14 protein-coding genes are annotated in these 23,363 nt (G+C 64.3%); 9 read left to right on the top strand and 5 right to left on the bottom strand.

The features are described 5' to 3' along the window. Positions 1 to 198: 198 nt before the first annotated feature. From CYJ17_RS04305 to CYJ17_RS04295, 3 genes are all read right to left on the bottom strand, one after another. Positions 199 to 1,626 carry a Na+/H+ antiporter family protein gene (locus tag CYJ17_RS04305; protein ID WP_101595335.1) on the bottom strand — a complete coding sequence of 476 codons (1,428 nt, stop codon included), beginning with the start codon at positions 1,624 to 1,626 and terminating at the stop codon, positions 199 to 201. Positions 1,627 to 1,869: 243 nt separating this feature from the next. Beyond that, entirely contained in the window at positions 1,870 to 4,950 is a 3,081-nt protein-coding gene (locus CYJ17_RS04300; protein ID WP_087069847.1) for a UPF0182 family membrane protein, read from the bottom strand. A 142-nt stretch (positions 4,951 to 5,092) separates the two neighbouring features. Further along, positions 5,093 to 6,229 carry a YlbL family protein gene (locus tag CYJ17_RS04295; protein ID WP_087069848.1) on the bottom strand — a complete coding sequence of 379 codons (1,137 nt, stop codon included), beginning with the start codon at positions 6,227 to 6,229 and terminating at the stop codon, positions 5,093 to 5,095. Positions 6,230 to 6,370: 141 nt separating this feature from the next. Here CYJ17_RS04295 and CYJ17_RS04290 point away from each other — a divergent pair, with 141 nt between their 5' ends. After that, entirely contained in the window at positions 6,371 to 7,918 is a 1,548-nt protein-coding gene (locus tag CYJ17_RS04290; protein WP_087069849.1) for a zinc-dependent metalloprotease, read from the top strand. A gap of 246 nt (positions 7,919 to 8,164) precedes the next feature. Beyond that, on the top strand, positions 8,165 to 9,307 hold the full coding sequence (locus CYJ17_RS04285) for a hypothetical protein (protein WP_087069850.1): 1,143 nt from the start codon (positions 8,165 to 8,167) through the stop codon (positions 9,305 to 9,307). A gap of 138 nt (positions 9,308 to 9,445) precedes the next feature. On the opposite strand, the gene CYJ17_RS04280 is transcribed toward CYJ17_RS04285, so the two are convergent. Further along, complete coding sequence (locus tag CYJ17_RS04280) at positions 9,446 to 11,440, bottom strand: ATP-dependent DNA helicase UvrD2 (protein WP_087069851.1); 1,995 nt, start codon at positions 11,438 to 11,440, stop codon at positions 9,446 to 9,448. Between the two features lie 103 nt (positions 11,441 to 11,543). Between CYJ17_RS04280 and CYJ17_RS04275 the strand changes: the two genes are divergently transcribed. Next, a complete protein-coding gene (locus tag CYJ17_RS04275; RefSeq protein ID WP_087071116.1) occupies positions 11,544 to 11,801 on the top strand; it encodes a mycoredoxin in 258 nt (85 codons plus the stop codon). A 98-nt stretch (positions 11,802 to 11,899) separates the two neighbouring features. On the opposite strand, the gene nudC is transcribed toward CYJ17_RS04275, so the two are convergent. Continuing rightward, positions 11,900 to 12,862, bottom strand: a complete 963-nt coding sequence (nudC, locus tag CYJ17_RS04270) for an NAD(+) diphosphatase (RefSeq protein ID WP_159454965.1) — start codon at positions 12,860 to 12,862, stop codon at positions 11,900 to 11,902. 109 nt (positions 12,863 to 12,971) lie between these two features. Between nudC and glgX the strand changes: the two genes are divergently transcribed. From glgX to CYJ17_RS04240, 6 genes are all read left to right on the top strand, one after another. Beyond that, the gene (gene glgX / locus CYJ17_RS04265; RefSeq protein WP_234984402.1) at positions 12,972 to 15,206 is read left to right on the top strand and encodes a glycogen debranching protein GlgX; all 2,235 of its coding nucleotides are present in this window, start codon (positions 12,972 to 12,974) and stop codon (positions 15,204 to 15,206) included. A 141-nt stretch (positions 15,207 to 15,347) separates the two neighbouring features. Further along, complete coding sequence (trpS, locus tag CYJ17_RS04260) at positions 15,348 to 16,448, top strand: tryptophan--tRNA ligase (RefSeq protein ID WP_087069853.1); 1,101 nt, start codon at positions 15,348 to 15,350, stop codon at positions 16,446 to 16,448. Between the two features lie 87 nt (positions 16,449 to 16,535). Next, positions 16,536 to 16,745, top strand: a complete 210-nt coding sequence (locus tag CYJ17_RS04255) for a hypothetical protein (RefSeq protein WP_087069854.1) — start codon at positions 16,536 to 16,538, stop codon at positions 16,743 to 16,745. Positions 16,746 to 17,363: 618 nt separating this feature from the next. Then, positions 17,364 to 19,775 (top strand): alpha-1,4-glucan--maltose-1-phosphate maltosyltransferase, encoded by a 2,412-nt coding sequence (locus tag CYJ17_RS04250; protein WP_087069855.1) that lies wholly within the window; start codon positions 17,364 to 17,366, stop codon positions 19,773 to 19,775. 4 nt (positions 19,776 to 19,779) lie between these two features. Next, positions 19,780 to 21,708, top strand: coding sequence for a maltose alpha-D-glucosyltransferase (gene treS, locus CYJ17_RS04245; RefSeq protein WP_101595331.1), 1,929 nt, complete (start codon positions 19,780 to 19,782; stop codon positions 21,706 to 21,708). After that, positions 21,705 to 23,300, top strand: coding sequence for a hypothetical protein (locus CYJ17_RS04240; RefSeq protein ID WP_101595328.1), 1,596 nt, complete (start codon positions 21,705 to 21,707; stop codon positions 23,298 to 23,300). The genes treS and CYJ17_RS04240 overlap by 4 nt, the downstream gene beginning before the upstream one ends. Positions 23,301 to 23,363: the final 63 nt, after the last annotated feature.

Raw genomic sequence — 23,363 nt, 5'->3', positions numbered from 1 at the left:
TGATACACCACGAGGGTGGTAGGAAGCTCCCAAGCTTCCTACCACCCTCGTTTTTGCGCCCTGCATACCTGAAGCGTTCAGGCACCCGCTCAGGTCACCAACAAAGTGGTACTGGAGCTACGGCCAACACCTGATTTTCTGTTGTGCAGTACCACTCTGTCAGGCCCGTTCCTGACTTGCACTTTGCGGAAGCCCCCGCTACAGCACCAGCGAAGCAACCCAGCCCGCGATGAGTAGCGGGATATTGAAATGGATAAAGGTGGGGATGACCGAGTCGCGGATATGGTCATGTTGGCCGTCTGCGTTGAGCCCCGCCGTCGGCCCTAAAGTGGAGTCCGAGGCGGGAGAACCGGCATCGCCCAGCGCGCCGGCCGTGCCGATAATCGAAACGGTGGCCAGCGGAGAGAATCCCAGCGTGGTGCACAGGGGCACGTAGATCGCCGCGATAATCGGCAGCGTGGAGAAGGACGAACCAATCCCCATCGTCACCAGCAGCCCCACCAGCAACATCGCGAGCGAAGCCATCGCCTTATTACTCCCGAACATCGCCGCCGTGGCGTGCACGAGCGGTTCGATCTGCCCGCTTTCGCTCATGACATTCGCGAAGCCCTGGGCGCTGATCATAATGAAGCCGATGAGGGCCATCATTTTCATGCCGTCGGTGAAAACGTCGTCGGCTTCGTGCAGCTTGACGGCGCGCGAGAAAATGAAGACGCACAGGCCGACCAGCGCGCCCACCAGCAGCGCGTCGGCATCCGAGTCCACCGCGTTGAGCGCCAGCTGGATCCCAAAACACACCAGAATGGCCACGAGTGAGACCACGATGCGGTAGCGGGAAATCGCCGGGGCCGCGCCGTTCGCGCCCGAGCTGCTGGCACCGTTCGCACCGGCGCCGCCCGCGCCGGCACCACCGGCCGCCGCAGCCGCACCAGCACCGCCTCCATCCACCGTCACATCGCGGTACTCGCGCGGCTTGCGGTACGTCACGAACACCGCGAGCAGCAGGCCGACCACCATCCCCGCCGCGGGAATCGCCATCGCGCTCATGACGTTGATGCCGCTCACATCCATGCCGGCCTTCGCGATATTCCCCAGCAGAATATCGGTGAGGAAGATCTTGCCAAAGCCGATAGGCAGGAACATATACGTGGTCACCAGGCCAAATGTAAGAACACAGGCCACCGCGCGCCGATCCAGCCGCAGATTATTCATGACCACCAGCAGCGGCGGGATGAGCAGCGGGATAAAAGCGATATGCACCGGGATGAGATTCTGGCTCATAACCGCCATCGCGCAAATCCCGGCAAGCATTGCCCAGCGGGTGAAGGTGCGTTTGCGCGAGCCCGCACCATCAGAACTGCGCAGATGGCCGAGCATCCAATCGGCAAGCAAACGCGGCAGCCCGGAATGGGCCACCGCCATCGCGAACGCACCGAGCAGCGCGTACGAGAGCGCGATTTTCGCCCCAGCACCCAGGCCTTCCTGGAAGGCCACCATGGTCCCTTCCAGCCCCATGCCACTGAGCACACCGCCCACCAGCGCGCCGATAAACAGAGCCAGTACCACGTGCACACGAAGTACCGCGAGGAGGAGCATCAAACAAACAGCCACCACAACAGCATTCATAAAGCTGAATATACCCAGTCCCGCCCGCGGCCTGGATAAGTATCCACAAATGTGCAGCTTTTCTATTATTTATTGCACTACCGGCCGCTGCGCGTTGCTATTCCGCCGCATTTTTATCGACGACGCCGCCACTTCCGCCCCCAGATACGCCAGTGGCGGCCACCCGGTTTCAGGTGGCCGCCACGTGAGAGGAGCGTTGCCAGGCCAGCCCTACCGGGTTGCCGGGCTGCGCCCTAGGCGGGATTACTTAGCCCCTTCCAGCTCCTTCTGGGCCGCGATGGCCTGGTCCAGCGCAGTCTGCAGGTTCTTCTGGGCCTGCCCGTAGGCCGCCCAATCCCCGCTCTTCATTGCGCTATCAGCCTGGCCCACCGCCTGCTTCATGCTTTGCAGCGCGGCGTCCAAACGCTCCTGCGGGGTACCCCCCGCGGCCGGAGCCGGAGCGGGCGCCGGCGCACCGGGCGCAGCGCTGGGCTGCTGGGGCGCGGGCTGGGTGGGCGTCGTCGTACCGGGAGCAGGCGTGGCACCCGGCGTAGCACCGGGCGTGCCCGCTGCGGGCGCCTTGCCATCCCCGGCGGAAATATCTTCCTTGACGTTCTGCAATCCGGCGTCCCCGGCCTGGGCACCCGAATCGCCGCCGAAGGTCTGGTTGAGGGCCTCCTCCAGGGTGGGCGCGAAGCCGATATTCCCGTCACCGAACGCCGTGAGCACGTACTGCATAAGCGGGTAGGTGGTGCCCTGCGAAGCCTGCACGTAGACCGGCTGCACGTAGAGCATGCCACCCCCCACCGGGAGGGTGAGCAGATTACCCATCCGCACCGTGGTACCGCCCGAACGCAGCAGGTTGAGCGCGCGGGAAACATTCTGGTCGGAGAGGAAGTTGTTCTGCGCCTGGCCCGGGCCGGGAACCGTGAGGTCGCGCGGCAGCTCGAGGAGTCGCAACTTGCCGTAGCCTTCGCGCTTCTCCCCCGGCGTGGAGCCCGCATTGGAATCCACCGCGAAGAAGCCGGTCATAATATTGCGGTCCGTCTGACCACCCGGGATATAGCCCGTGGACAGGGAGAACTCCGCGGAATCCTGGCCCGGCATCTGCAGCGTCAGGTAGTAGGGCGGCTGCTTGCTATCGGTTTGCGCCGCCGCGATCCCGCTGGCCCCGGCCGTATCCACCGCCGGCTCGTTGGGAACATTCCAGAAGTCACCACCGGAGTAGAAGGATGCCGGATCCTTGACGTGGTAGCGGGTCAGCAGCGAACGCTGGGTCTTGAACAAATCCTCCGGGTAGCGCACATGCGCCATAAGATCCCCGGACATCTTCTCCAGGGGCTGCACCATGCCCGGGAAGATCGATTCCCAGGCCCGCAGGATCGGGTCCTTCTCATCCCACTTGTAGAGGGAAACCGAGCCGTCATAGGCATCCACAACCGTCTTGACGGAGTTGCGGATGTAATTGACATCCTGCCCTGAGGCCGCCCCGTACATGCCGCGCGAATTGAGGGCGTCCGTGGTGGCCGCCGCCAGGGATTCCCGCGCCGAATACGGGTAGTTATTCGAGGTGGTGTAGCCGTCGATAATCCACACCAGGCGCTTGGGGGTGGCCGGATCCCCGTCCATATCCACCACGGCCGGGTAGGCCTTGGAGTCCAAGGTCAGGTAGGGGGCCACCTTGCGCACCCGCTCGTGCGGGTCGCGGTTGAAGAGGATTTGCGATTCGGAGGTCACGCGGTCGGAGAAGAAAATATCCGTGGAGCGGAACTTGATGGCAAACATGAGTTTGTCAAAGAAATTGCCGACCGAGGGGCCGCCGTCGCCCGTATAGGTATTGAGAACCTGCGAGCCTTCCGCAGCGTCAGAAGGATAGTCAATCTCCCACGGCGCGGTTCCTTCCGGCGCGCCCACAATGGAGTATTCGGGGCTCTTCTGCCCGAAGTACACGCGCGGTTCGTATTCGCCCAGTTCACCCTGGGAAGGAATACCGTACTGGAGGAATTGCGGGGCGCCGGAAGCGGAGGTGGTATTGCCGTAGGCGGCCACCACGCCGTAGCCGTGGGTGTAGACCGTGTGGTCATTGACCCAGTTGCGCTGGTCCGGGCCCAGGCCGTCCAGATTGAGTTCACGCACCGCGATCACGGTATCCCGGTCCGTCTTATTGAGGTTGTAGCGATCCACCGCCAGCTGGGAAGCGAAACCGTAGTACTGGCGGTTCTGCTGCATCTGGTTGAACGTAGGCGAGACGATATTCGGGTCGAGGAGGCGAATTTGCGCGGTGGATTCCGCGTCATTACGCAGCTGCCCGGCTTCCGCATCCGTGCGGGCGTTATAGGGGATCGTTTCGATATCGTTCAGGCCGTAGGCCTTGAGGGTGGCCGAGATATTGCGGTCAATATACGGCGTTTCCATCTCGATAGCGTTCGGGGTGACCCGGAAGCGTTCCACCAGCGCCGGCCAGGCCCAGCCCACCGTAGCGCCGGTCACCAGGGCCACCACCAGGCCCGCGGTAATAATCCGCCAGGAGCCGCGCAGCGCCGAAATCACGAAGAGCACCGCGATAGCCAGGAAGGTAATCGCCAGGATCGTGAGCCCGGGCAGCTTAGCGTTAATATCTGTATAGGACGCCCCGGAGAAACGATCATTATTGGAGAGCAGCAGGGTGTAGCGGCTCAGCCAGAAGTAGGCGGCCACCAGGATAAAGGCGAGCAGCCCTAGCACGGAGAAATGCACCCGGGCCCGGTTGCGTACCCGCACCTTGCCTGAATCCACCGTGACCCCGCCGTAGAGATAATGGCCCAGCACCGCGCCGATCGCCCCGATCACCAGCAGGGTGATCGCGAAGCTCAGCGCCGATTGCAGCACCGGGAGCGTGAAAACGTAGAAAGCCACATCGCGCCCGAATTGCGGATCCGTATCCCCGAAAGGCGTGCGGAAAATCCACATGAGGTAGGTGCGCCATTCCCCGGAGAGCGGCGCGCCGAAAATCACGCCGGCGAGCAGCGGCAGGCCCAGGTTGGTGGCCCAGCGGTACTTTTCCGCCGCCTTCCGGTAGTTCGCGACGCTGGGGGCCATAATACCCTCGTCCTTGCTGCGCGCCAGGCGGAAATTCAGCCACAGCACGATGGCAACCAGGAGGGTGCCGATGGTGCCCAGCGCGATGGTCCAGCCCCATTGGGTCCAGAACACGCGAGCCGCGCCGATTTGTTCGTACCATTTAACGTCGGTGTAAACGCCCGATCCGACGACGAGCGCCACGAGCAGAATGGCCAGAACACCCAGTGTCCACCAAAAAGCTCCCGGCGTCTCCCGCCTCAAACGGGGATGTGCGGTTGTACTCAAACGAAATCCTCAACTTCTTCCGCGGCGCAGCGCAAGGCGCGCCCGGCCATCACTATTCCCTATCAAACATAGCGGAAAAAGCTGAGAATCGCGCGTGCGTCAACGGTTTTTTGGTACGACGACGCCGCCCGCGAACACGCCCCTACCGGCCCGCGGCCACATCCTGGCAGGTGGGGAGTTTCGGGGTACGCCCCGCGCCGATGTCCCGGACGGCTGCTGCGGCGTCGTCAAAATTCCGCACCGCCCAGATACGTAAGCCTTCCGGTTCGTACCCGATTGTTTCCCCGCAATTCGCGGCCGGGGCGAGGAAATCGGTGGCGCCGCGTTCGCGCGCCCCCACGATCTTGTGCTGGATGCCGCCGATGGGACCCACCTCCCCGTTGAAGGCGAGGGTGCCGGTGCCGGCGATGGCGGCGGCCCCGCCCAGGGAGCCGGGGGTGAGTTCGTCGTACATGCCCAGCGCGAACATGAGGCCGGCCGAGGGGCCGCCGATGCCTTCCACCGCGTAGGTGACGGTGGCCGGCAGCTGCACATCCTCCACCGCGAGGGAAACGCCCAGGAGGGAGCCGGGGTGGACCCAGCCGGTTTCGTCGGGCGGGAAGGGCGCGGTAATGATCGTGGTGGTGCCGGCTTCGCCGCCGCGCTGGTAGGAAACCGTCACGGTGCTGCCCGGTTCGGTGGCGTGCAGGACTTTCGAGAGATCCCTGAAGGTGGAGACGGTGGTGGGGGCGGCGCCCGGAGCGGTAATGCCGGTAATAATATCGTCTGGCTCAAGCTGGCCGGCGGCCGGGGAACCTTCCGGGATCTCCACCACCCGCAGCTTCATGGTGACGGGGTGGCCGGCCTTTTCCAAGGCCACGGCGGCCGCCACCGTTTGGGAATTATTCATGAGTTCGGCATTGCGGGCATCATCTTCCGCGCTGGAGAGCGTGGGCGGGTAGAGCAGGCGCACCGGCACCAGCTGGGATTCCTGATCGACCAGGGCCCACAGGGCGTGCGCGCCCAGGGTTCCCACCTCGGGATTGCCGGCCGCGGAAACCGTGGTCATATAGAGCTGGGTATCGGTGGGATAGGTGGGCACGCCCTCCACCTTCACCAGCCGGGTGCCGGCCACTTCCCCGGTCACGTCCAGGGCCGGGCCGGCCATTTCCACCGTGTAAGCACCCGGGATAAGAAGGGCGAGGGCCGCCAGGCTCGCAAAAGCGAAACCGCTGCGGCGCGCGGAACGGGAACCGCGGCGCGCGGAACGGGGACTACCTACCTGACCACGTTTTTTCATCACCTATCCATCATGCCTGATCGCGCGGCGCAGGCCTACCGCTGCTCACCTTTATATACCGGCTGCTGCGCCAGGGGCTGAGGCGCCTACCCGCGCGGGCCGGCGGTGTTTTAGGCTTAGTGGTGGACCTCGAGGAGAAGAATGACTGAGAATTCACAGCCGCGTGACGAATGGGAAAAGATGCTGCGGGCGGTGCTCGGCGATGACGCTGCCGAGGAAATCCTGCGCTCCCTCGCCCCCGACGGCAACGCACAGCCCGGCGGCAATGCACAGCCCGGCGGAGCTGCCGGCACCGGCAGCGGCACGGGAAACTCGGGCAGCATGCCGGGGATGGGCATGCCCGCCGATATCGGGCTGGTCATGAATCAGATCCGCGCCATGCTCGGCTCCTCGGGTGACGGGCCGGTCAATTGGAAAATCGGGGAGCAGGTGGCCCGGGATACCGTGAATAAGGCCGGCCCGGGACTTCCCACCGCGGCCGCGGGAGATCAGGCTCGTTCGGCGATGGACGTGGCGAGTTTATGGCTCGATCCGGTCACGGTTTTCGATCCGCCGCGCGGCCCCAATCAGGTGTGGTCGCGCCTGGATTGGATCGCGCATTCCCTCCCGACGTTCCGTAAACTCACCGCGCCGGTGGGCGCGAATCTCGCGCGGGCTTTCGGCGAGGCTCTCACTTCACAGCTGGAACGTGCCCCGGAGGAGATGCGCCAGATGCTCTCGGGCGGAATGCTCGGCGGGATCCCCGGAGGGCTCGAGGGGATGCTCGCCGGAATGACGGCGTCGTTATTAGGAATGCAATACGGCCAGGGTTTGGCTGAACTGGCCCAGATTTCTTTCGGTACCGCGGACGCCGGCTTCCCGCTGGTCGAGGGCGAAACGGCCGCGCTGGTACCTGCTAATGTGTCCGCTTTCGCCGAGGGCTTGGATGTGGACGCGCGCGAAGTGGAGCTGTACGTGGCGGTGCGCGAACAGGCCGCGGCCCGGCTCTTTTCCCAGGTCCCGTGGCTGCGCAGCACGATCCTGGACGCCGTGGCCGCCTACGCCGCGGATATCGCCATCGACACCGAGGCCATCGAGGAGAAGGTCCGCGAACTCCAGCTCGATCCCGAGCAACTCATGTCCGGGCAGATGCCGCAGCTGGATATGAACGAGGTATTCGCCTTTACCCGCACCCCCGCACAGCAGGCCACGCTCGAGCGCCTCGAGCATATTGTTTCGCTGGTGGCCGGTTGGGTGAGCGCTGTCACGAGCACCGCGGTGGCGGCCCAGCTGCCCCACAGTATGAAACTTTCGGAGGCTCTCACGCGCCGCGAGGTGACCGAAGCGCCGTCGAACCGCGTTTTCGGTCCGCTTGTTGGTTTCGATATTGCGCCGCGGCGGTTGCGGGAGGCGGCGGCGTTCTGGGCGCGGGCCGCTCGCGAGCGCGGGATGGAGGGGCGCGACGCGCTCTGGAAGCATCCCGATTTGCTGCCGCTGCCCGAGCATCTGGATGATCCGGATCGTTTCTTCTCCCCGGAGGAGCAGCCTTCCGCGCTGGATGAGGAGCTGGACGCTTTCCTCGAGGAACTGTTGAGCAATAGTGACGGAGGCACGCCTTTCGGGGACGCGCCGCACGAACCGGGTTTCGGTACGACGACGCCGCCCGCGGCCAACGGGGACTCTGGAACGACTGATCCTTCTGCTAGCTGATTGATCCGCCGCTGGCTGACTGATCGCGCGGCTAGCTGACTGAGCGCACGGCTAGCTGACCGATCTCCCGCTAGCTCTGGCGATGGCGATTCGGCCGGGCCCGCGGGGCGATCTGTGGATAACTAAGCTCCCTGAACAGTGTGGCGAGAGTGCACCTGGGGATAACGCCCGGGCCTGTGGATGGGCTGTCGCGCTGTGGCGCTGTGCTTTTTATGCTGTGCCCATGGTGTTGTTCAAGGTGTTCTCATGATGATCCGCTCGCCGCTAGGGGTGTATTGGTCGGATACGCACGAAGTGCAGGTCGGTTTGGATCCGCGGGTAGCGCTGCGGTTGCGCGGTCTTTCCACTGCGGAACAGCGGGCGGTTTCTTCCCTGACATCTGCCAGTACGGAAATTGAGTTTTTTGCTGCGTGTGAGCTGCACGGGGTGAGTGAGGTGCGGGCGCGTTCGCTGCTGGGTGCGCTTCGTGATGCGGGGCTGCTGGAGGTTTCTCCGCCTGCTTTCCCTGATCTGGCCTGGCGTGCGGTTTTCGTGGAGCGTTTGGATCCGCTGGCGGTGGAGATTTGTCTGCATCTTGCCGCGAGTGGCTTGGGTTATATTCTCACTCCGGATACGAGTAGGCCGCACAGCGGTGATCACCCGATTTTCCGGCGGCCGACGTGGCGTACTTTTGCCCGCCAGCAGGTTCTCCAGAGTTATTTTCGCGAGCGCGGTTGGGGTACCACGGTTATCGAGGTTGATGCACAGGCGCAGCCAGTCACGCCGCTGGGGATGGGGCGGGCCGCGGGCCACGGGAGTTTCGCCGCGGGCGCCGCGGGGCGCGGTACTCGTGCGTCAACGGGTGCGGCCAGAGCCGCGGGGTCTACGGGGCGGGACGCTCGTGCAGCGGCAGGGACCACCCTGCGCGGGAATTATTCGGCCTCTTGGGCTGCGGGGACTCCAACGGCTGTGGAGTGCGGCCCGCCGGCGCTGGCTTTGGTGACGTCTGTGCACTTGCCCGATCCGCAGCGATGTGCTTTGTGGGAGAGGCAGCGGATTCCTTATCTGCTGGCTTATGCGGAGGATATTGATATTCGGGTGGGGCCGGTGGTGGTTCCCGGGAATGGGCCGTGTGCCAGGTGTTTGCTTTTCGCAGCGATGGATGCGGATCCGGCGTGGCGTTACTTGGCTCCGCAGGTTTTTAGTTCCCGCGGGGGTGCTCCGTTTAGCCCCGCGGTGTCCCTCGCGGCTGCGCTTGCGGTTCATGGCGCGCTCCTGGTTTTGAGCGGGCACGCCGAGCGGGCCCGCGGATCCCAGTGGGTGGTGCCCCCGCTTCCCGGTTTCCCCTACCGGGTTACGCTGGCCCCGCATGAGAGTTGCTCGTGCGAAGCAGAACCCGCGGGGCCGTAAGCGCACCACTACAAGCCTGCGCATGCTTCGCACCCGCCCGCGAGCAATGGCTGGATCGCGTATCCATCGTGGCGACCGGCACCCGCCATACCCAGCCGCGCTCGCATTGCCCGCTTACTCTAGGGTGCTTGATCATTCTCAGTGCCCAGCCAGCAGGGCGAGGATTTCTTCCCCGTAGATAGCGAGTTTCGTGGCTCCCACCCCCTTGATCTGGGCCAGGGCGTGGATGCTGCGCGGTTTGGCTATGGCGAGGGCGCGCAGCGTGGTGTCATGGAAAATTGTGTAGGCCGGTTTGCCGGTGGCTTGGGCGCGCTGGGCGCGCCAGGCCGCGAGTTCCTCAAAAAGCGCCACATCTTCGGGGTAGGCGGCGGCGAATTCTTCCGCGGCGGCGCGGGAGCGGCGCCGGTAGCGGGTGGCCCGCGAGGTTTCTTCATCTTCCGGTTGTGGCCACAAGCCGGTGAGGAAGCGGGAGACTTTCTTTCCCGAGCGATGCCCCGAGGAGGCGGCATAGGAGATCTGCAAAAATTCTTGGGCCCGCGTGATTCCCACGTAGAGGAGGCGGCGTTCTTCGTCAATGGCCGCGGGTTTCTTCGCCAGGGAAATAGGCATGAGCCCTTCGCTCATCCCCACCAAAAAGACCGCTTCCCATTCCAGGCCCTTGGCGGCGTGCAGGGAGGACAGGGTCACGCCTTCCAATTCCGGGACGTTCTGGGTAGCGGCGCGTTCTTCCAGTTCCACCACGAAATCCATCATGGAGGCATCCCGGCTATCCTCCATATCTTCCGCGAGGGTGATGAGGGCGTGGAGCGCTTCCCATTTTTCCCGGGCCGAGCCGGCGGTAGCCGGAGCTTCATCCCGCCAGCCCATCTGGCGCAACACGGTACGCACATTATCCGCGAGCGGGCCGCTCACCCCGGAGCGTGCCGCGGCGCGCATGGCCACCATAGCTTCGCGTACATCGCGGCGCGAGAAGAATTTTTCCGCACCGCGCACCTGGTAGGACACCCCCGCCTTGGACAGCGCCGCCTCAAATTCAGCCGATTGGGCATTGGTGCGGTAGAGGATGGCGATTTCTGAGAGCGCGGTACCTTCCGCCGCGAGCGCCTGGATAGCGCTGACCACACCGGCGGCTTCCGCCCCATCCGATTCGTATTCTTGGAAAGTAACCGGGCGCCCGGAGCGACGCTGGGAAACCAGCTGCACCGTGCCTTCCGAAACATCATCGGCAATCACGGTATTCGCGGCCGCCACGATTTGCGGGGTGGAACGGTAGTCACGGGTGAGTTCAATAACGCGAGCGCGCGGGTATTCCTGCTGGAAACGGGCGAGGTAAGTGGAGGATGCCCCGGCGAAGGAATAAATGGTCTGGGAAACATCCCCGACAACGCACAGATCCTTGCGGTCCCCCAGCCACAGCTGGAGCAGGCGGTGCTGGAGGGGGGACACATCCTGGTATTCATCCACAACGAAGTGGCGGTATTGCTCGCGTATCTGGCGGGCGATATCCGCACGATCGAGCAGGATGCCCACGAGGAGGAGGAGCACATCATCAAAATCGAGGACGCGGCGTTCGGTTTTCACTTCTTCATAAGCTTTCGCCAAGCGCGCGATATCGGTACTGAGCTGACCGGCGACTTCCCCGCGCCCGGCCGCCAGGGCGGCTTCTGGATAATTATCCGGGCTGATCATGGAGACTTTGGCCCATTCAATTTCCGCGGTGAGATCCCGGATACTCACTTTATCGGTAGGCAGGCCGATCTGGCCGGCGGCTTGGGAAACCAGCCCGAATTTCGATTCGGTAATCCGCGGGATGGTTCCCCCCACCGCGGTGCCCCAGAAGTAGGAGAGTTGGCGCAGTGCCGCGGAGTGGAAGGTGAGGGCCGGCACCCCGCCCACCCCGAGGTCCCGTAAGCGCGAGCGCAATTCCCCGGCCGCGCGGGAGGTGAAGGTAACTGCCAGCACGTTCTGCGGTACGTAGGCCCCGCTGCGCACCCCGTAGGCGATCCGGTAGGTGATAGCGCGGGTTTTCCCGGTGCCCGCCCCGGCGCGCACGCATACCGGCCCGCGCAATGCGGTGGCGACCGCGCGCTGATCCGGGTCCAGAAATTCCAGCAATTCCTCGGGTGAATCCATCGTGTTCCTCCTTGCCCTCTCAGGATGCCACACGCCTACGACAGAAATTTTCCCCTTATCGAAACTCGTGGCGAGCCGCGCGCCCAGCCCGTACGATCACCTCATGGCTGATCTCACAATGTATACAACGTCGTGGTGCGGCTACTGCCGTAACCTTTCCGCCCAGCTCAAGCGGGCCGGCATCACCTGGAATGAGGTGAATATTGAGGAGGATGAAGCCGCGGCCGTGAAGGTTGCGGCCCTCAACGGTGGCAATAAAGTGGTACCCACTCTTGAGTTTGCCGACGGCGCCACCCTGACGAATCCGAGCCTGAAAGAGGTGCAGGCAAAACTCGCCGAACTCGCCTCCCCCGGGAGCTAAAACTCACACTCGGGGCGGTGGTAGAGCGATCCAGAAACAAGGGCGGGTGCCCGCGCCACCGCCAGCACCCGCCGCAAGATCGCCGCGGCTCCGGCTTCCTACCAGCCCAGATGAGGGCGAATCCCGGGGCCGTACCAGTCGGTGATGAGGGCCGCGGCAACCGAGGAGGGCCCGGGCAGGCTGAGGCTGCCCTCGCGCAGGGCGGCATCCAGCTCGGGCGGGCTGTAGAAAGCCGCGTGGTCGATTTCTTCCCCATCCGGGCGCACCAAACTATCTGCCCCGCCGGCCCGGGCTTCGGCCTGGCGATCCACCCACGCCACGTAGGCGATCATGAGGGAGCGCGGGAAGGGCCAGGGCTGGCTGGCGAAATAGCGAATCTCGCCCAGCGGCACTCCCACTTCTTCGCGCACTTCGCGGCGCACCGCCGCTTCCAGGGACTCCCCCGCCTCGGCAAAACCTGCGAGCACCGAATGGCGCCCGGCCGGCCAACGCGCATTATGCGCCAGCAGGATACGATCCTGAGAATCAAGCACCGCCATAATGACGGCCGGGTCGGTGCGCGGGAAAACCACGTGGCCTTCCGGGCAGTGCCCGCTCCAACCACCGGTATCCACGGTGATGCGCTGGCCGCAGACCGCGCACCAGCGGGTAGCCCGCCAGGTATTGAGGATTGCCACCGCCGCGGTCACCAGCGCGCACATATCCGCGCTCCACGACGGCGCGTAATTTTGCAGCGAGCCAATCCGGTACCCCGGCGCATCCACTTCCGGGTTATCACGGGTGGGTCCGCCCCCGATCACGGTGGTGAGATCGCACGCAAAATAGGGACGCCCGGCAACTTTCCCCAGGTAAACAGTTGGTGAATCCGCGGTGGTGCGCGGGAGCTCAGAGCGGTTCAACAGCAGGGGTGCATCATCCTTATCCAGCACCGCGCCCCACCCGGAAATAAGCAGATACCCCGCATTTTCCGCCAATTCCGCCAGGCGCTGCGGTGAGCTGCGGGAGAGTTCATCCCGGTCCAAATTTCCGCGCGCCAGGATTAAATCGCCGTCGTACCCCACTATCGTGCCCCTTCCGGAACCGGACGCGTGCCGGTCACCCTTCCACCAAAATTCTAATATCACTCTTCTGGATTCTTGCCGAACGCCGATATTTTGCGACAATACGAAGGTGACTTCATTACCGGCTACTTCCCCGACCGCATCTCGGTACGTGGCGCGCGCCTCCGAACGCGCCCTGCCCGTGCGCTTGCGGCCCGTGCGTCTGGGGGCGCACCTCACCGATACCGGGGCGGATTTCGCCGTCCTGGCTCCGCACGCGACCGCGGTTGATCTGTGCCTGATTGACCGCAGTGCCTCGGGTATCACCGAGCGTCGCTATTCCCTGCATCGGGACGCGAGTTTCACCACCTGGGTGGGGCATGTGTCCGGGGTGCGCGCCGGTCAAGAATACGGCTACCGGGTCCATGGCCCGTGGAATCCCGATACCGGGATGCGTTTCAACCCCGCCCAATTCCTCCTCGATCCTTACGCGCGGGCCATTACCGGCACCCCGCGCCTAGGCCCCGAACTCTACGGGCACAAGGTAAATGACGCCCTGGATCCCGTCCCGCTCCCACCTCAGCGTGACGATACCGATTCCCTGGAAGCCATGTGCCGCGGCGTCGTAACCGCACCCACGGAAACGCATATCCGCCACCCGTATACGCCCTGGTCCCACACCGTGATCTACGAAACGCATGTGCGCGGGCTCACCCAGCAGTTGGCGGCGCTTCCCGAAGAATTGCGCGGAACCTACGCCGGTCTGGCGCACCCGATTGTCACGAATTACTTGCGTTCCCTGGGCGTGACGGCCGTTGAGCTGCTGCCTATCCACGCGAAAATGTCCGAACCGTTCCTCACCGAACGCGATCTCACCAATTATTGGGGTTATTCCACCCTCTCCTATTTCGCTCCCGAACCGAGCCTGGCCACCGCCACCGCGCGGGCCGCGGGCCCCCTGGCCGTGCTCCAGGAAGTGCGCGATATGGTGGCCCGCCTCCACGATGCCGGCCTGGAAGTCATCCTCGACGTTGTGTATAACCACACCTGCGAAGGCGGGGTGAACGGGCCGACCGTCTCGCTGCGCGGCTTCGGGCAGACCACCTATTACATGCAGGTCCCCAACCAGCCCGGCCAGTTTTATGACACCACCGGCACCGGGAATTCCCTGGATTTCCGGCGCACCCCGGTGCTCCAGCTCACCCTGGATTCGCTGCGTTACTGGGTCAGCGAGATCGGCGTGGACGGGTTCCGTTTCGACCTGGCCGCCACCCTGGCGCGCCGCGGCGATCATTTCGATACCAACCATCCCCTCTACCTGGCCATGGCCACCGATCCGATTCTTTCCAACGTCAAGCTCATTAACGAGCCCTGGGATCTGGGGCCCAACGGCTGGCAAACCGGCAATTTCCTACCGCCCACCGCGGATTGGAATGACCGCTACCGCGATTCCATCCGCCAGTTCTGGGTGGCCGACCAGCGCGCCGTGGCCGGCGGGGGCCTGGGCGGGGACCTGCGGGATGTGGCCACCCGGCTAGCCGGCAGCGCCGATCTATTCGGACACGGGCGCTCCCCCTCCGGGCGCGGGCCGCTCGCCTCCGTCAATTTCATTACCGCCCACGACGGCTTCAGCCTCTACGATCTGGTCTCCTACGATTCCAAACACAACGAAGCCAACGGGGAAAACGGGCGCGACGGCACCGATAACAACCGCTCGTGGAATCACGGGGTGGAAGGGGAAGGCAGCGATACCGCCCCGCTCCCCGAGCACGTGCTACGCGCGCGCACCCGCACCATGCGCAACCTCATCGGCACGCTGGTGTTCAGCGCCGGAGTCCCCATGCTCTACGGCGGCGACGAATTTGCCGATACGAAATTCGGCAACAATAACGCCTACTGCCAGGATAATCACGTGTCCTGGCTGGATTGGGACCACGAGGAATGGCAGCGCGAACTCCAGGCCACCGTGGCCTATCTTTTCCGCTTGCGTTCCGAACACCGGGTGCTGCGCCCGAGCATGTTCTACACCGAATCGCCCTCCGGGCGCGATCACATCCCCGATTTGCAGTGGTTTGCGGATACCGGCGAGCCGATGCCCGAACACCGGTGGTTCGATCCCTCGAATCGGTTACTGCAAATGCTGCGTTCCGGTTCTGAGCGCGACGCCGATGCGCTCGTGGTCATTAACGGCTCGAACCACCATGTTCCTATCCGATTCCCGCAGGGGCGCGGCAATCCCTTCGCGCTGGCCTGGGATTCCTCCTGGCCCACCCCGCGCTCCTCGGAGCGTATCTACCAGCCCGGGGCCTCCACCCGGGTGGAGCCGCTGACGATGCAGCTCTACTTCGCCAACCCGGAGCGGTAGCGGGGCGCTGCGTCGTCGTGCTATACGCGGCCGCGAAACGGAAACCGCAAGAAAAGCTGTCGCGGCGGCGCCTACAATAGACAAGCAGAGCACGCTCCCGGGGAACTCGGGGCGGCCTGGGTATGACTGAAGGAGCAAGGTATGAGTGTCGAGGAATCCCTCGAACGGTCCACGTCCGCCGCATCCCTGGCGCATGCGCAGCGCCTGAGTGAGAAAATCAAGGAGAAGATTAATACTTCTCCGGAGGAATTCCGGGTTCTCACCGGGGATCGCCCCACCGGTAATCTCCACCTCGGGCACTACTTCGGTTCGCTGCGCAACCGGGTGGAATTGCAGCGCAAGGGCGTGGAAACCTGGCTGGTCATCGCCGATTTCCAGGTCATTACGGATCGCGACGGCACCGGGCCCATTCGGGAGCGGGTGCGTTCGCTGGCCACCGATTACCTCGCGGTGGGTATCGACCCGGATGCCGCGGTTATTTTCCCGCATTCGGCCATTCCCGGCCTCAATGAACTCATGCTGCCCTTCCTTTCTTTGGTGACCGACGCCGAACTACGCCGCAATCCCACCGTCAAGGCGGAACACGAGGCAACCGGCGGGCGGCCCCTGTCTGGGCTACTGCTCACCTACCCGGTGCACCAGGCCGCGGATATTCTTTTCTGCAAGGCCAATCTGGTGCCGGTGGGCAAGGACCAGCTCCCCCACCTCGAACAAGCCCGCGTGATCGCCGACCGTTTCGAGGCGCGCTACGGGCGCCCGGCCGGGCGGGAAACCCCGGTCTTCCCGCGCCCGCAAGCCCTGCTCTCCGAAGGGACCTCGATTCTGGGGCTGGACGGCGCCAAGATGAGCAAATCGCGCGGAAACACTATCGAAATCGGCATGAGCGCCGATGAAACCGCCAAGCGCATCAAGAAGGCGGTCACGGATTCGGATCGGCATATTACCTACGATCCGGAGGGCCGCCCGGAAGTGTCGAATCTGCTGCTGCTGGCTTCGCTGGCGCAGGGGCGGCCCGCGGTGGAGATCGCGGAGGAAATTGGCGACGGCGGGGCCGGGACCCTCAAGAAGATCGTCACCGAATCGATCAATGAGATGTTTGCCCCCATCCGGGCCAAGCGCGCCGAGCTCGCTAAGGATCCGGGCTATGTGGACGGGATCGTGCGCCGCGGTATCGAGATGGCTAACGAGCGCGCCAATAAGACGCTCGCGGAGGTGCGCGAAGCGCTCCAGATGGTGTACTAGCCGCGACGCGGCGGGCGCGGGGCGCCGGAGTCTGCCCGGCTGCACCGCTCAGAAAGCTGAGTTCATCAGGAAGGTAGTCCCACGGTTATGGATGAAAGGCAACGCGACCAGATCATAGCGAGAACCCGTAGCGAACTGGAAGCTCAGCTGCCCACCGATCCCGAGGAGTTGCGGGCGCTAACGGTCGAACTGTTGGAGCGCAGGCAGGTTTTACAGGCGCAGCTTGAGCTCGCGCGGAAGAAAGCGGCAGAGCGCGCGGAGAAAGCTGAGAAATTGCGGGCTTTCAGGAAATACTGAGCGCCCCGGCAACAAAGTGGTACTGAAGCTACAGGCAATACCCGATTTTCTGTCGTGCAGTACCACTTTGTAAGGCCCGCTGTTCTCCAGTACCACTACAACGGTCAAACACACCCTCCGCAGGGCAGGCCGATAGCCTCACCCCACCGCGGCAGCCACCTCCCGGCTGTGGCCCGCCCGCAAAATGTACGCCAGTGACATATTTAGCCCGGATTTATGTCAGGGACGTACATTTCACGAGGTTCACGGTCCACAACGCACGTTTTGTAGCCGTGAATCTTGAGAATGGCCAACTCTGCCTATCCCGCCGCGGCGGGAGGCGGAGTGTTTTTCCGAGATGTACTTCGCATGTACAACAGATGCAGTACAGCTCGGAAAACACATAGTCCCTCCCGCGCGCCGCGCCCAGGCTTCTATATACGACGACGCAGCCAACCGGCCGCGCGTCCACCCCCGCGGGCCGGTGTGCCAGAAGCCCGGAAACCTAATAGGATTGAGCTTGTGAGCATCCTTACACAGACGCATCATCGGCTCGTGCGCCGCCGCGCGAGCCGTGGGATTGCTGCCGCTTGCGCGCACGCCCGCCATATGTCGCCCGAGGATACGAGGAGATAAGCCATGTCCATTGAACCGACGACGCCCGCGAAGAATTCGGCCCCCACGCCCGAAAAGAAGCCGGCAGCCACGCCCGCAACTACGCCCGCGGCCACGAAGTCAGCCGCCACAAAGGCAGCAGCCGCGAAGAAACCCGCGACCACTCGGCGCTCGACGAAGAGCACCAGTTCAGCGAAGAGCACCGGCACGGCGAAGGGCACCACAACGGCAAAAGCCCCCGCCAAGGCCAGCGCCGCGAAGTCCACGCGAAGCACCGGCACGGCGAAAACTACCGGCACGGCAAAAACCACAAAAACCGCGAAAACAACCGCGAAAACCGCGCCCTCCCCCACCACCCACGGCCGCCCGAACCCGGAAGGCTACCCTCCCGCGTTCCCGCAGGCACCGATGGCCCCGGCTCCCGCGCCGCGCGCGAATATCGCCCGCATCCCGATTATGGATGTGACACCCTGCGTGCAAAACGGCTCGCTGGCAGCCAAGGGCACCGTCAATGAAGCTTTCCCCGTGCAGGCCACCGTGTGGCGCGAAGGCCACGACCTGTTCGGTTGCGAAGCCGTCCTCGTGGATCCGCAGGGCCGCGAAGTCCAGAGCGCCCCCATGGTGTTGGTACGCCCGGGCCTGGGCCGCTACGAAGGCTGGCTCACTCCCACCGAGCCCGGCGATTGGACATTCTTCGTGCGTTCATGGTCGGATCCGCTGGCCACCTGGCGCCATACCGCCGAGGCGAAGCTCCCGGTTGGCCAGGATATTGACCTGGTGTTCCTCGAGGCCGAGCAGCTGCTCAAGAGGGTGGCGAAATTGCTGCCGCGCGGTTCACAGGACCGGCCGGCGATTAATGACGCTATCGACGTCGTTCGAAAAAAGTCCATCCCGGCTTCGGTACGTTTCGCGGCCGTGACCTCCAGCGTCGTCGAAGATATTATTCAGCGCTATCCGGTGCGCGATTTCGTGAGCGAATCGGCGCGTTTCCCCCTGGCCGTGGACCGCGAACTGGCCCTGCACGGCGCGTGGTACGAAATGTTCCCGCGTTCGGTCGGTGCGTGGCGCGATGACGAAGGCACCTGGCATTCCGGGACCCTGCGCACCGCGGCGGAAGATCTGCCCCGCATCGCCTCCATGGGCTTCGATGTGGTGTACCTTACCCCGATTAGCCCGATTGGCCTGACCGACCGCAAGGGCAAGAATAATTCGCTGATCGCCCAGCCCGGCGAACCCGGCTCGCCCTACGCTATCGGCAGCGAGGCCGGCGGGCATGATGCCATCCACCCGGACCTGGGCACCTTCGAAGATTTCGATGCTTTTGTGGCTACCGCGCGGGATTTGGGCATGGAGGTCGCCCTCGATATTGCGCTGCAATGCTCCCCGGATCACCCGTGGCTGCGCGAGCACCCCGAATGGTTCTTGCACCGCCCGGACGGCACCATCGCGTTCGCGGAGAATCCCCCGAAAAAATACCAGGATATTTACCCGCTCAATTTCGATGACGATCCGGAAGGTATCTACCAGGCCGTCAAGGGCGTGCTCGAAACGTGGGTTTCGCACGGGGTCACGCTGTTCCGGGTGGATAATCCGCATACCAAGCCGGTGAGTTTCTGGCAGCGGCTGCTGGCCGAATTCCGCCAGACCCACCCGGAGGTTATTTTCCTGGCCGAAGCGTTCACCGCCCCGCCGATGATGCGCGGCCTGGGTGCGGTGGGCTTCCACCAGTCGTACTGCTATTTCGCGTGGCGTAACGAAAAGAAGGAGATTGAGGACTACCTGTGGGAGGTAGGCCGGGAATCGGATGCGATGTTGCGCCCCACTTTTTGGCCGACGACGCACGATATCCTCACCCCCTACCTGCAGCATTCGGGCCCGAACGGGTGGAAGATCCGCGCGATTTTGGCGGCGATGGGTTCGCCCTCCTACGGGATCTACTCCGGCTATGAATTTGTGGAATCGGAGCCGCGCGGCAGCTTCGAGGAAATGAATAATAACGAGAAGTACGAATACCGCCCGCGGGATTACAGCCGTGATCCGTACGGTATCCAGGGGCTTCTCACCCGCCTCAATGAGATCCGCAAAGAGCACGTGGCTCTCCAGCGCCTGCGCGGGATCACGATTAATCCCACGTCGAACCCGAATATTGTGTGCTTCACGAAGGTGGCGCGCCCGGAGGAAACTCCGTCGGGAACCGCGGACCGGGTGATCGTGGTGATCAACCTCGACCCGCACACCACCCAGGAAGCGGAGATCTCCCTGGATATGTCCGCTTTCGGTGCATTCGACGCCAGCGGCCTGCCGCTGGGCGAAGCACCCGAGCAGATCGAGGTGGTGGACGAGCTGGGCGGCGGGCACTTCCAGTGGAATAACCGGCCCTTCGTGCGCCTCAACCCCTTCACCAGCCCGGCACATATCCTCTCGGTAAAGGCCTGATTGCATGTCCCTTCCTTCCCTCAATGCCGCCACGTCCGGGCCCCGCATCGCCCAGTCCGAACATCGCGGGCTCAGCGATAATCCGCAGTGGTATCGCCACGCGGTGTTTTACGAGGTCCTGCTCAAGGCTTTTGGGGATACCGATGCCGATGGGGTCGGCGATATCCGCGGCCTCATCGCGCACCTCGATTACATCCAGTGGTTGGGGATCGACTGCATCTGGATCCCGCCGTTCTACCCCTCCCCGGGGCGGGACGGCGGGTACGATGTTGCCGATTACACCGCGGTGGATCCTCGCTACGGCACGATGGATGATTTTCGGGAGCTCGTTGATCAGGCCCACCGGCGCGGCATCCGCGTCATTATCGATATTGTTATCAACCACACCTCCGCGGATCACCCGTGGTTCCAGTCCTCCCGCGCCAATCCGGACGGGCCCTACGGGGATTTCTACGTGTGGTCAGATACCGATAAAAAATACGAGGATGCCCGAATTATTTTTGTGGACACCGAGGTATCGAATTGGACGTTCGATCCGGTGCGCAAGCAGTATTTCTGGCATCGTTTCTTCTCCCACCAGCCGGATCTGAATTTCGATAATCCCAAGGTGCACGAAGCTGTCCTCAATATTTTCCGCTTCTGGTGCGAGCTGGGTGTGGACGGGCTGCGCCTGGACGCCATCCCCTACCTCTACGAGCGGGACGGCACGAATTGCGAAAACCTCCCGGAAACCCACGCTTTTATCGCGAAGGTGCGCCGAGTCCTCGATGAGGAATTTCCCGGCACGCTCTTGCTGGCCGAAGCTAACCAGTGGCCGGAGGACGTCGTCGAATATTTCGGTACGGAGGAAGCGCCCGAGTGCCATATGTGCTTCCACTTCCCCGTGATGCCGCGAATTTATTACGCGCTGCGCGACCAGCGTGCCACCGCAATCCGGGAGATTTTGGAGCGCACCCCCGCGATTCCGGCCGGGGCCCAGTGGGGTACGTTCCTGCGCAATCACGATGAGCTCACCCTCGAAATGGTGAGCACGGAGGAACGCGCCCTCATGTACGGCTGGTATGCCGACGACCCGCGCATGCGCGCCAATGTGGGAATCCGCCGCCGCCTCGCCCCGCTGCTGGGGAATTCCCGGGCGGAAATTGAGCTGGCCCACGCGCTGCTGCTCTCGCTACCCGGCTCGCCCTACCTCTACTACGGGGACGAAATCGGGATGGGTGACAATATTTGGCTGCCGGATCGCGACGGCGTGCGCACCCCCATGCAGTGGAGTCCGGATCGCAATGCCGGTTTTTCCACCGCGGATCCGGGCCAGCTCTACCTGCCGGCCATTACCTCGCTGACCTATAACTACCAGGCGGTCAATGTGGAATCGCAGCTGGCGCAGCCGGCTTCGCTACTGCATTGGATTCATGGGATTCTGGAGGTGCGGCGCGGGCACCCGGCGATGGGTTCGGGTGATTTCGTGCTGCGCGAGTCGAATAACGACGCAATCCTCGCCTTCACCCGCTCCTGCCCGGAGGAAACCATCCTCTGCATTATGAACCTGGCCAATACCCCGCGCGCAGGGCGCGTTGAGCTGCCCACTTACGCCGGGTGGCTGGCCACGGATGTGTTTGGCGGGGCCGGGTTCCCGGCGGTTGGCGCGGATGGCAGTTACGACGTAACACTGGGCAGCCGCGATTTCTTCTGGCTCAAATTGGATGCGCCCGGGCAGGCCGAGCCCGGCCCGGTGGAGGGCGCCCGCGCCGAGGAAAGCGGGGAGCCAGTGGATTTCGCGGCGCTGTCCCGCCCGGCGCCGGTGGATGCGGGAGCGGTGGCCGCGGCGGCTGCGGCGAGTACGGCGGCGCCCGCAGGAACGGCAGGGTTCGCAAACGCGGATACACCGGAAGCCGCAAATAACGCAGATCATGAAGAAAGGAGCGCGGCGTGAGCTGGAGCATCGGCGAGCGGATGCCGGAACTCGAAGCGTGGATGCACGCCCGGCGCTGGTACCGCGGCGAGCCCCACCCGCTCTACCTGCGCGCCCGCGCTGACTTCGCGTGCAGCGCCGACCTCGCATCCGGCGCCGACTTCGCATCCGACGCGGAGTCCTTCACCCTCACCTGGTTCATTATCGAAGCCGGCGCCGCACTCTACAACGTCCCGTTGCTCCTTGCTCCCGAGGAAGGCGGCCCCGATGAAACCGGCCCGCGCGAAAACGGCGCAACTTACGGTTGCGGCACGCCCGATGGTTCCGGCACGCCCGATGGGAACGACGACGCCGCGCCAGCCACGCACCTCCCCACCGACGCCACCCCGGTTGCCCGCGCCCGCGGCCACCTTATTTTCGATGCGACGACGCATCCCGCCGGCCAGCGCTTCCTCTTCGAGGCTGCCACCGGCCAGCTCGGCAGCGCGCCGGCCGCGAGCGCGCCGGCCGTAGATTCCCCGGCCGGCAGCAACGCCAACACCCGGCCCGGCGCAAACTCGCCGACCGCCGCGAGCGCGCTGCACCTAGTGACCCGCCCGGCCGGTTTCCCGGGTAGCTACCGCAGCGCCCGGCCGCTGAGCGGCGAGCAATCCAATAGCTCGATTATTTACCAGACCAGCACCGTCCCTTTGATTATCAAGCTTTTCCGGGTGCTCAGCCCGGGCGCGAACCCGGATGTGGAATTGCAGGCAGCGCTCTCGGATACCGGCACGGTCCCGGCCCAATGGGGCTCGGCGGCGCTGGTGGGCGGGCCGGCTGAGGCGAGTAGCGATGTGCTGGTGGCTCAGGAATTCCTCACCGGCGCCCACGACGCCTGGCGCGTGGTCACAAGCTCTTTCCCCGCCGCGGATAAAAACGCCGCGAGTGCGCCCAGCACGGATACCCCGCCCGCCGAGCCGGATCAAGCCGCCGCACTCCTGGGCGATTTCGCCGCGCGCATCCGCGACCTGGGAACCCTCACCCGTACCTTCCACACCGCGCTCGCTGCCCGCCTGGGCACCACCGCGGCGACGCCGCAGCTGCGCGAAGCGCAGCTAGCCAGCTGGCACTCCCGTGCCCGAGCCGCCCTCGCGGCAGTCCCGGAGCTGGAGCAGCGCAGCGCCCAGATCGCTCAGGTTTTCGCCGCTGCCGCGGCCACTCCCTGGCCGACCCTCCAGCGTATTCACGGGGATTACCACCTCGGTCAGGTGGTGGATGTGCCCGGGCGCGGTTGGGTGGCCCTCGATTTTGAAGGTGAACCCCTGCGCCCGCTCCCCGAGCGTGTGGCTCCCGACCTCGCCCTGCGTGACGTAGCCGGCATGCTGCGTTCCTTTGATTATGCCGGCGGCCAGGGCGAACGCGATGGCCAGCCCGCCGCTCGCATGCGCGCCTGGACCCGCGCCGCCGAAGGTGCTTTCCTGGCCGGCTACGGCGCGATTCCCACCGAACACCAGCCTCTGCTGCGCGCCCTCCTCCTGGACAAGGCGCTTTACGAAGTTGTATACGAGGTCAATCAGCGCCCCGACTGGATTGATCTGCCCCTGGGCGGGGTCCACCGCCTGCTGGAGAACTAGCAGCCGGGCAGCTCAGCCCGCCGCGGCTGCGGCGGGCTGCGGCGTCGTCGCCCTTCCACCGTA

The sequence above is a fragment of the Actinotignum timonense genome, from assembly GCF_002860685.3.
Taxonomy (GTDB): Bacteria; Actinomycetota; Actinomycetes; order Actinomycetales; family Actinomycetaceae; genus Actinotignum; species Actinotignum timonense.
Note: the sequence above shows the minus strand (reverse complement) of the source record. Positions and strands in the feature narration are given on the sequence as shown.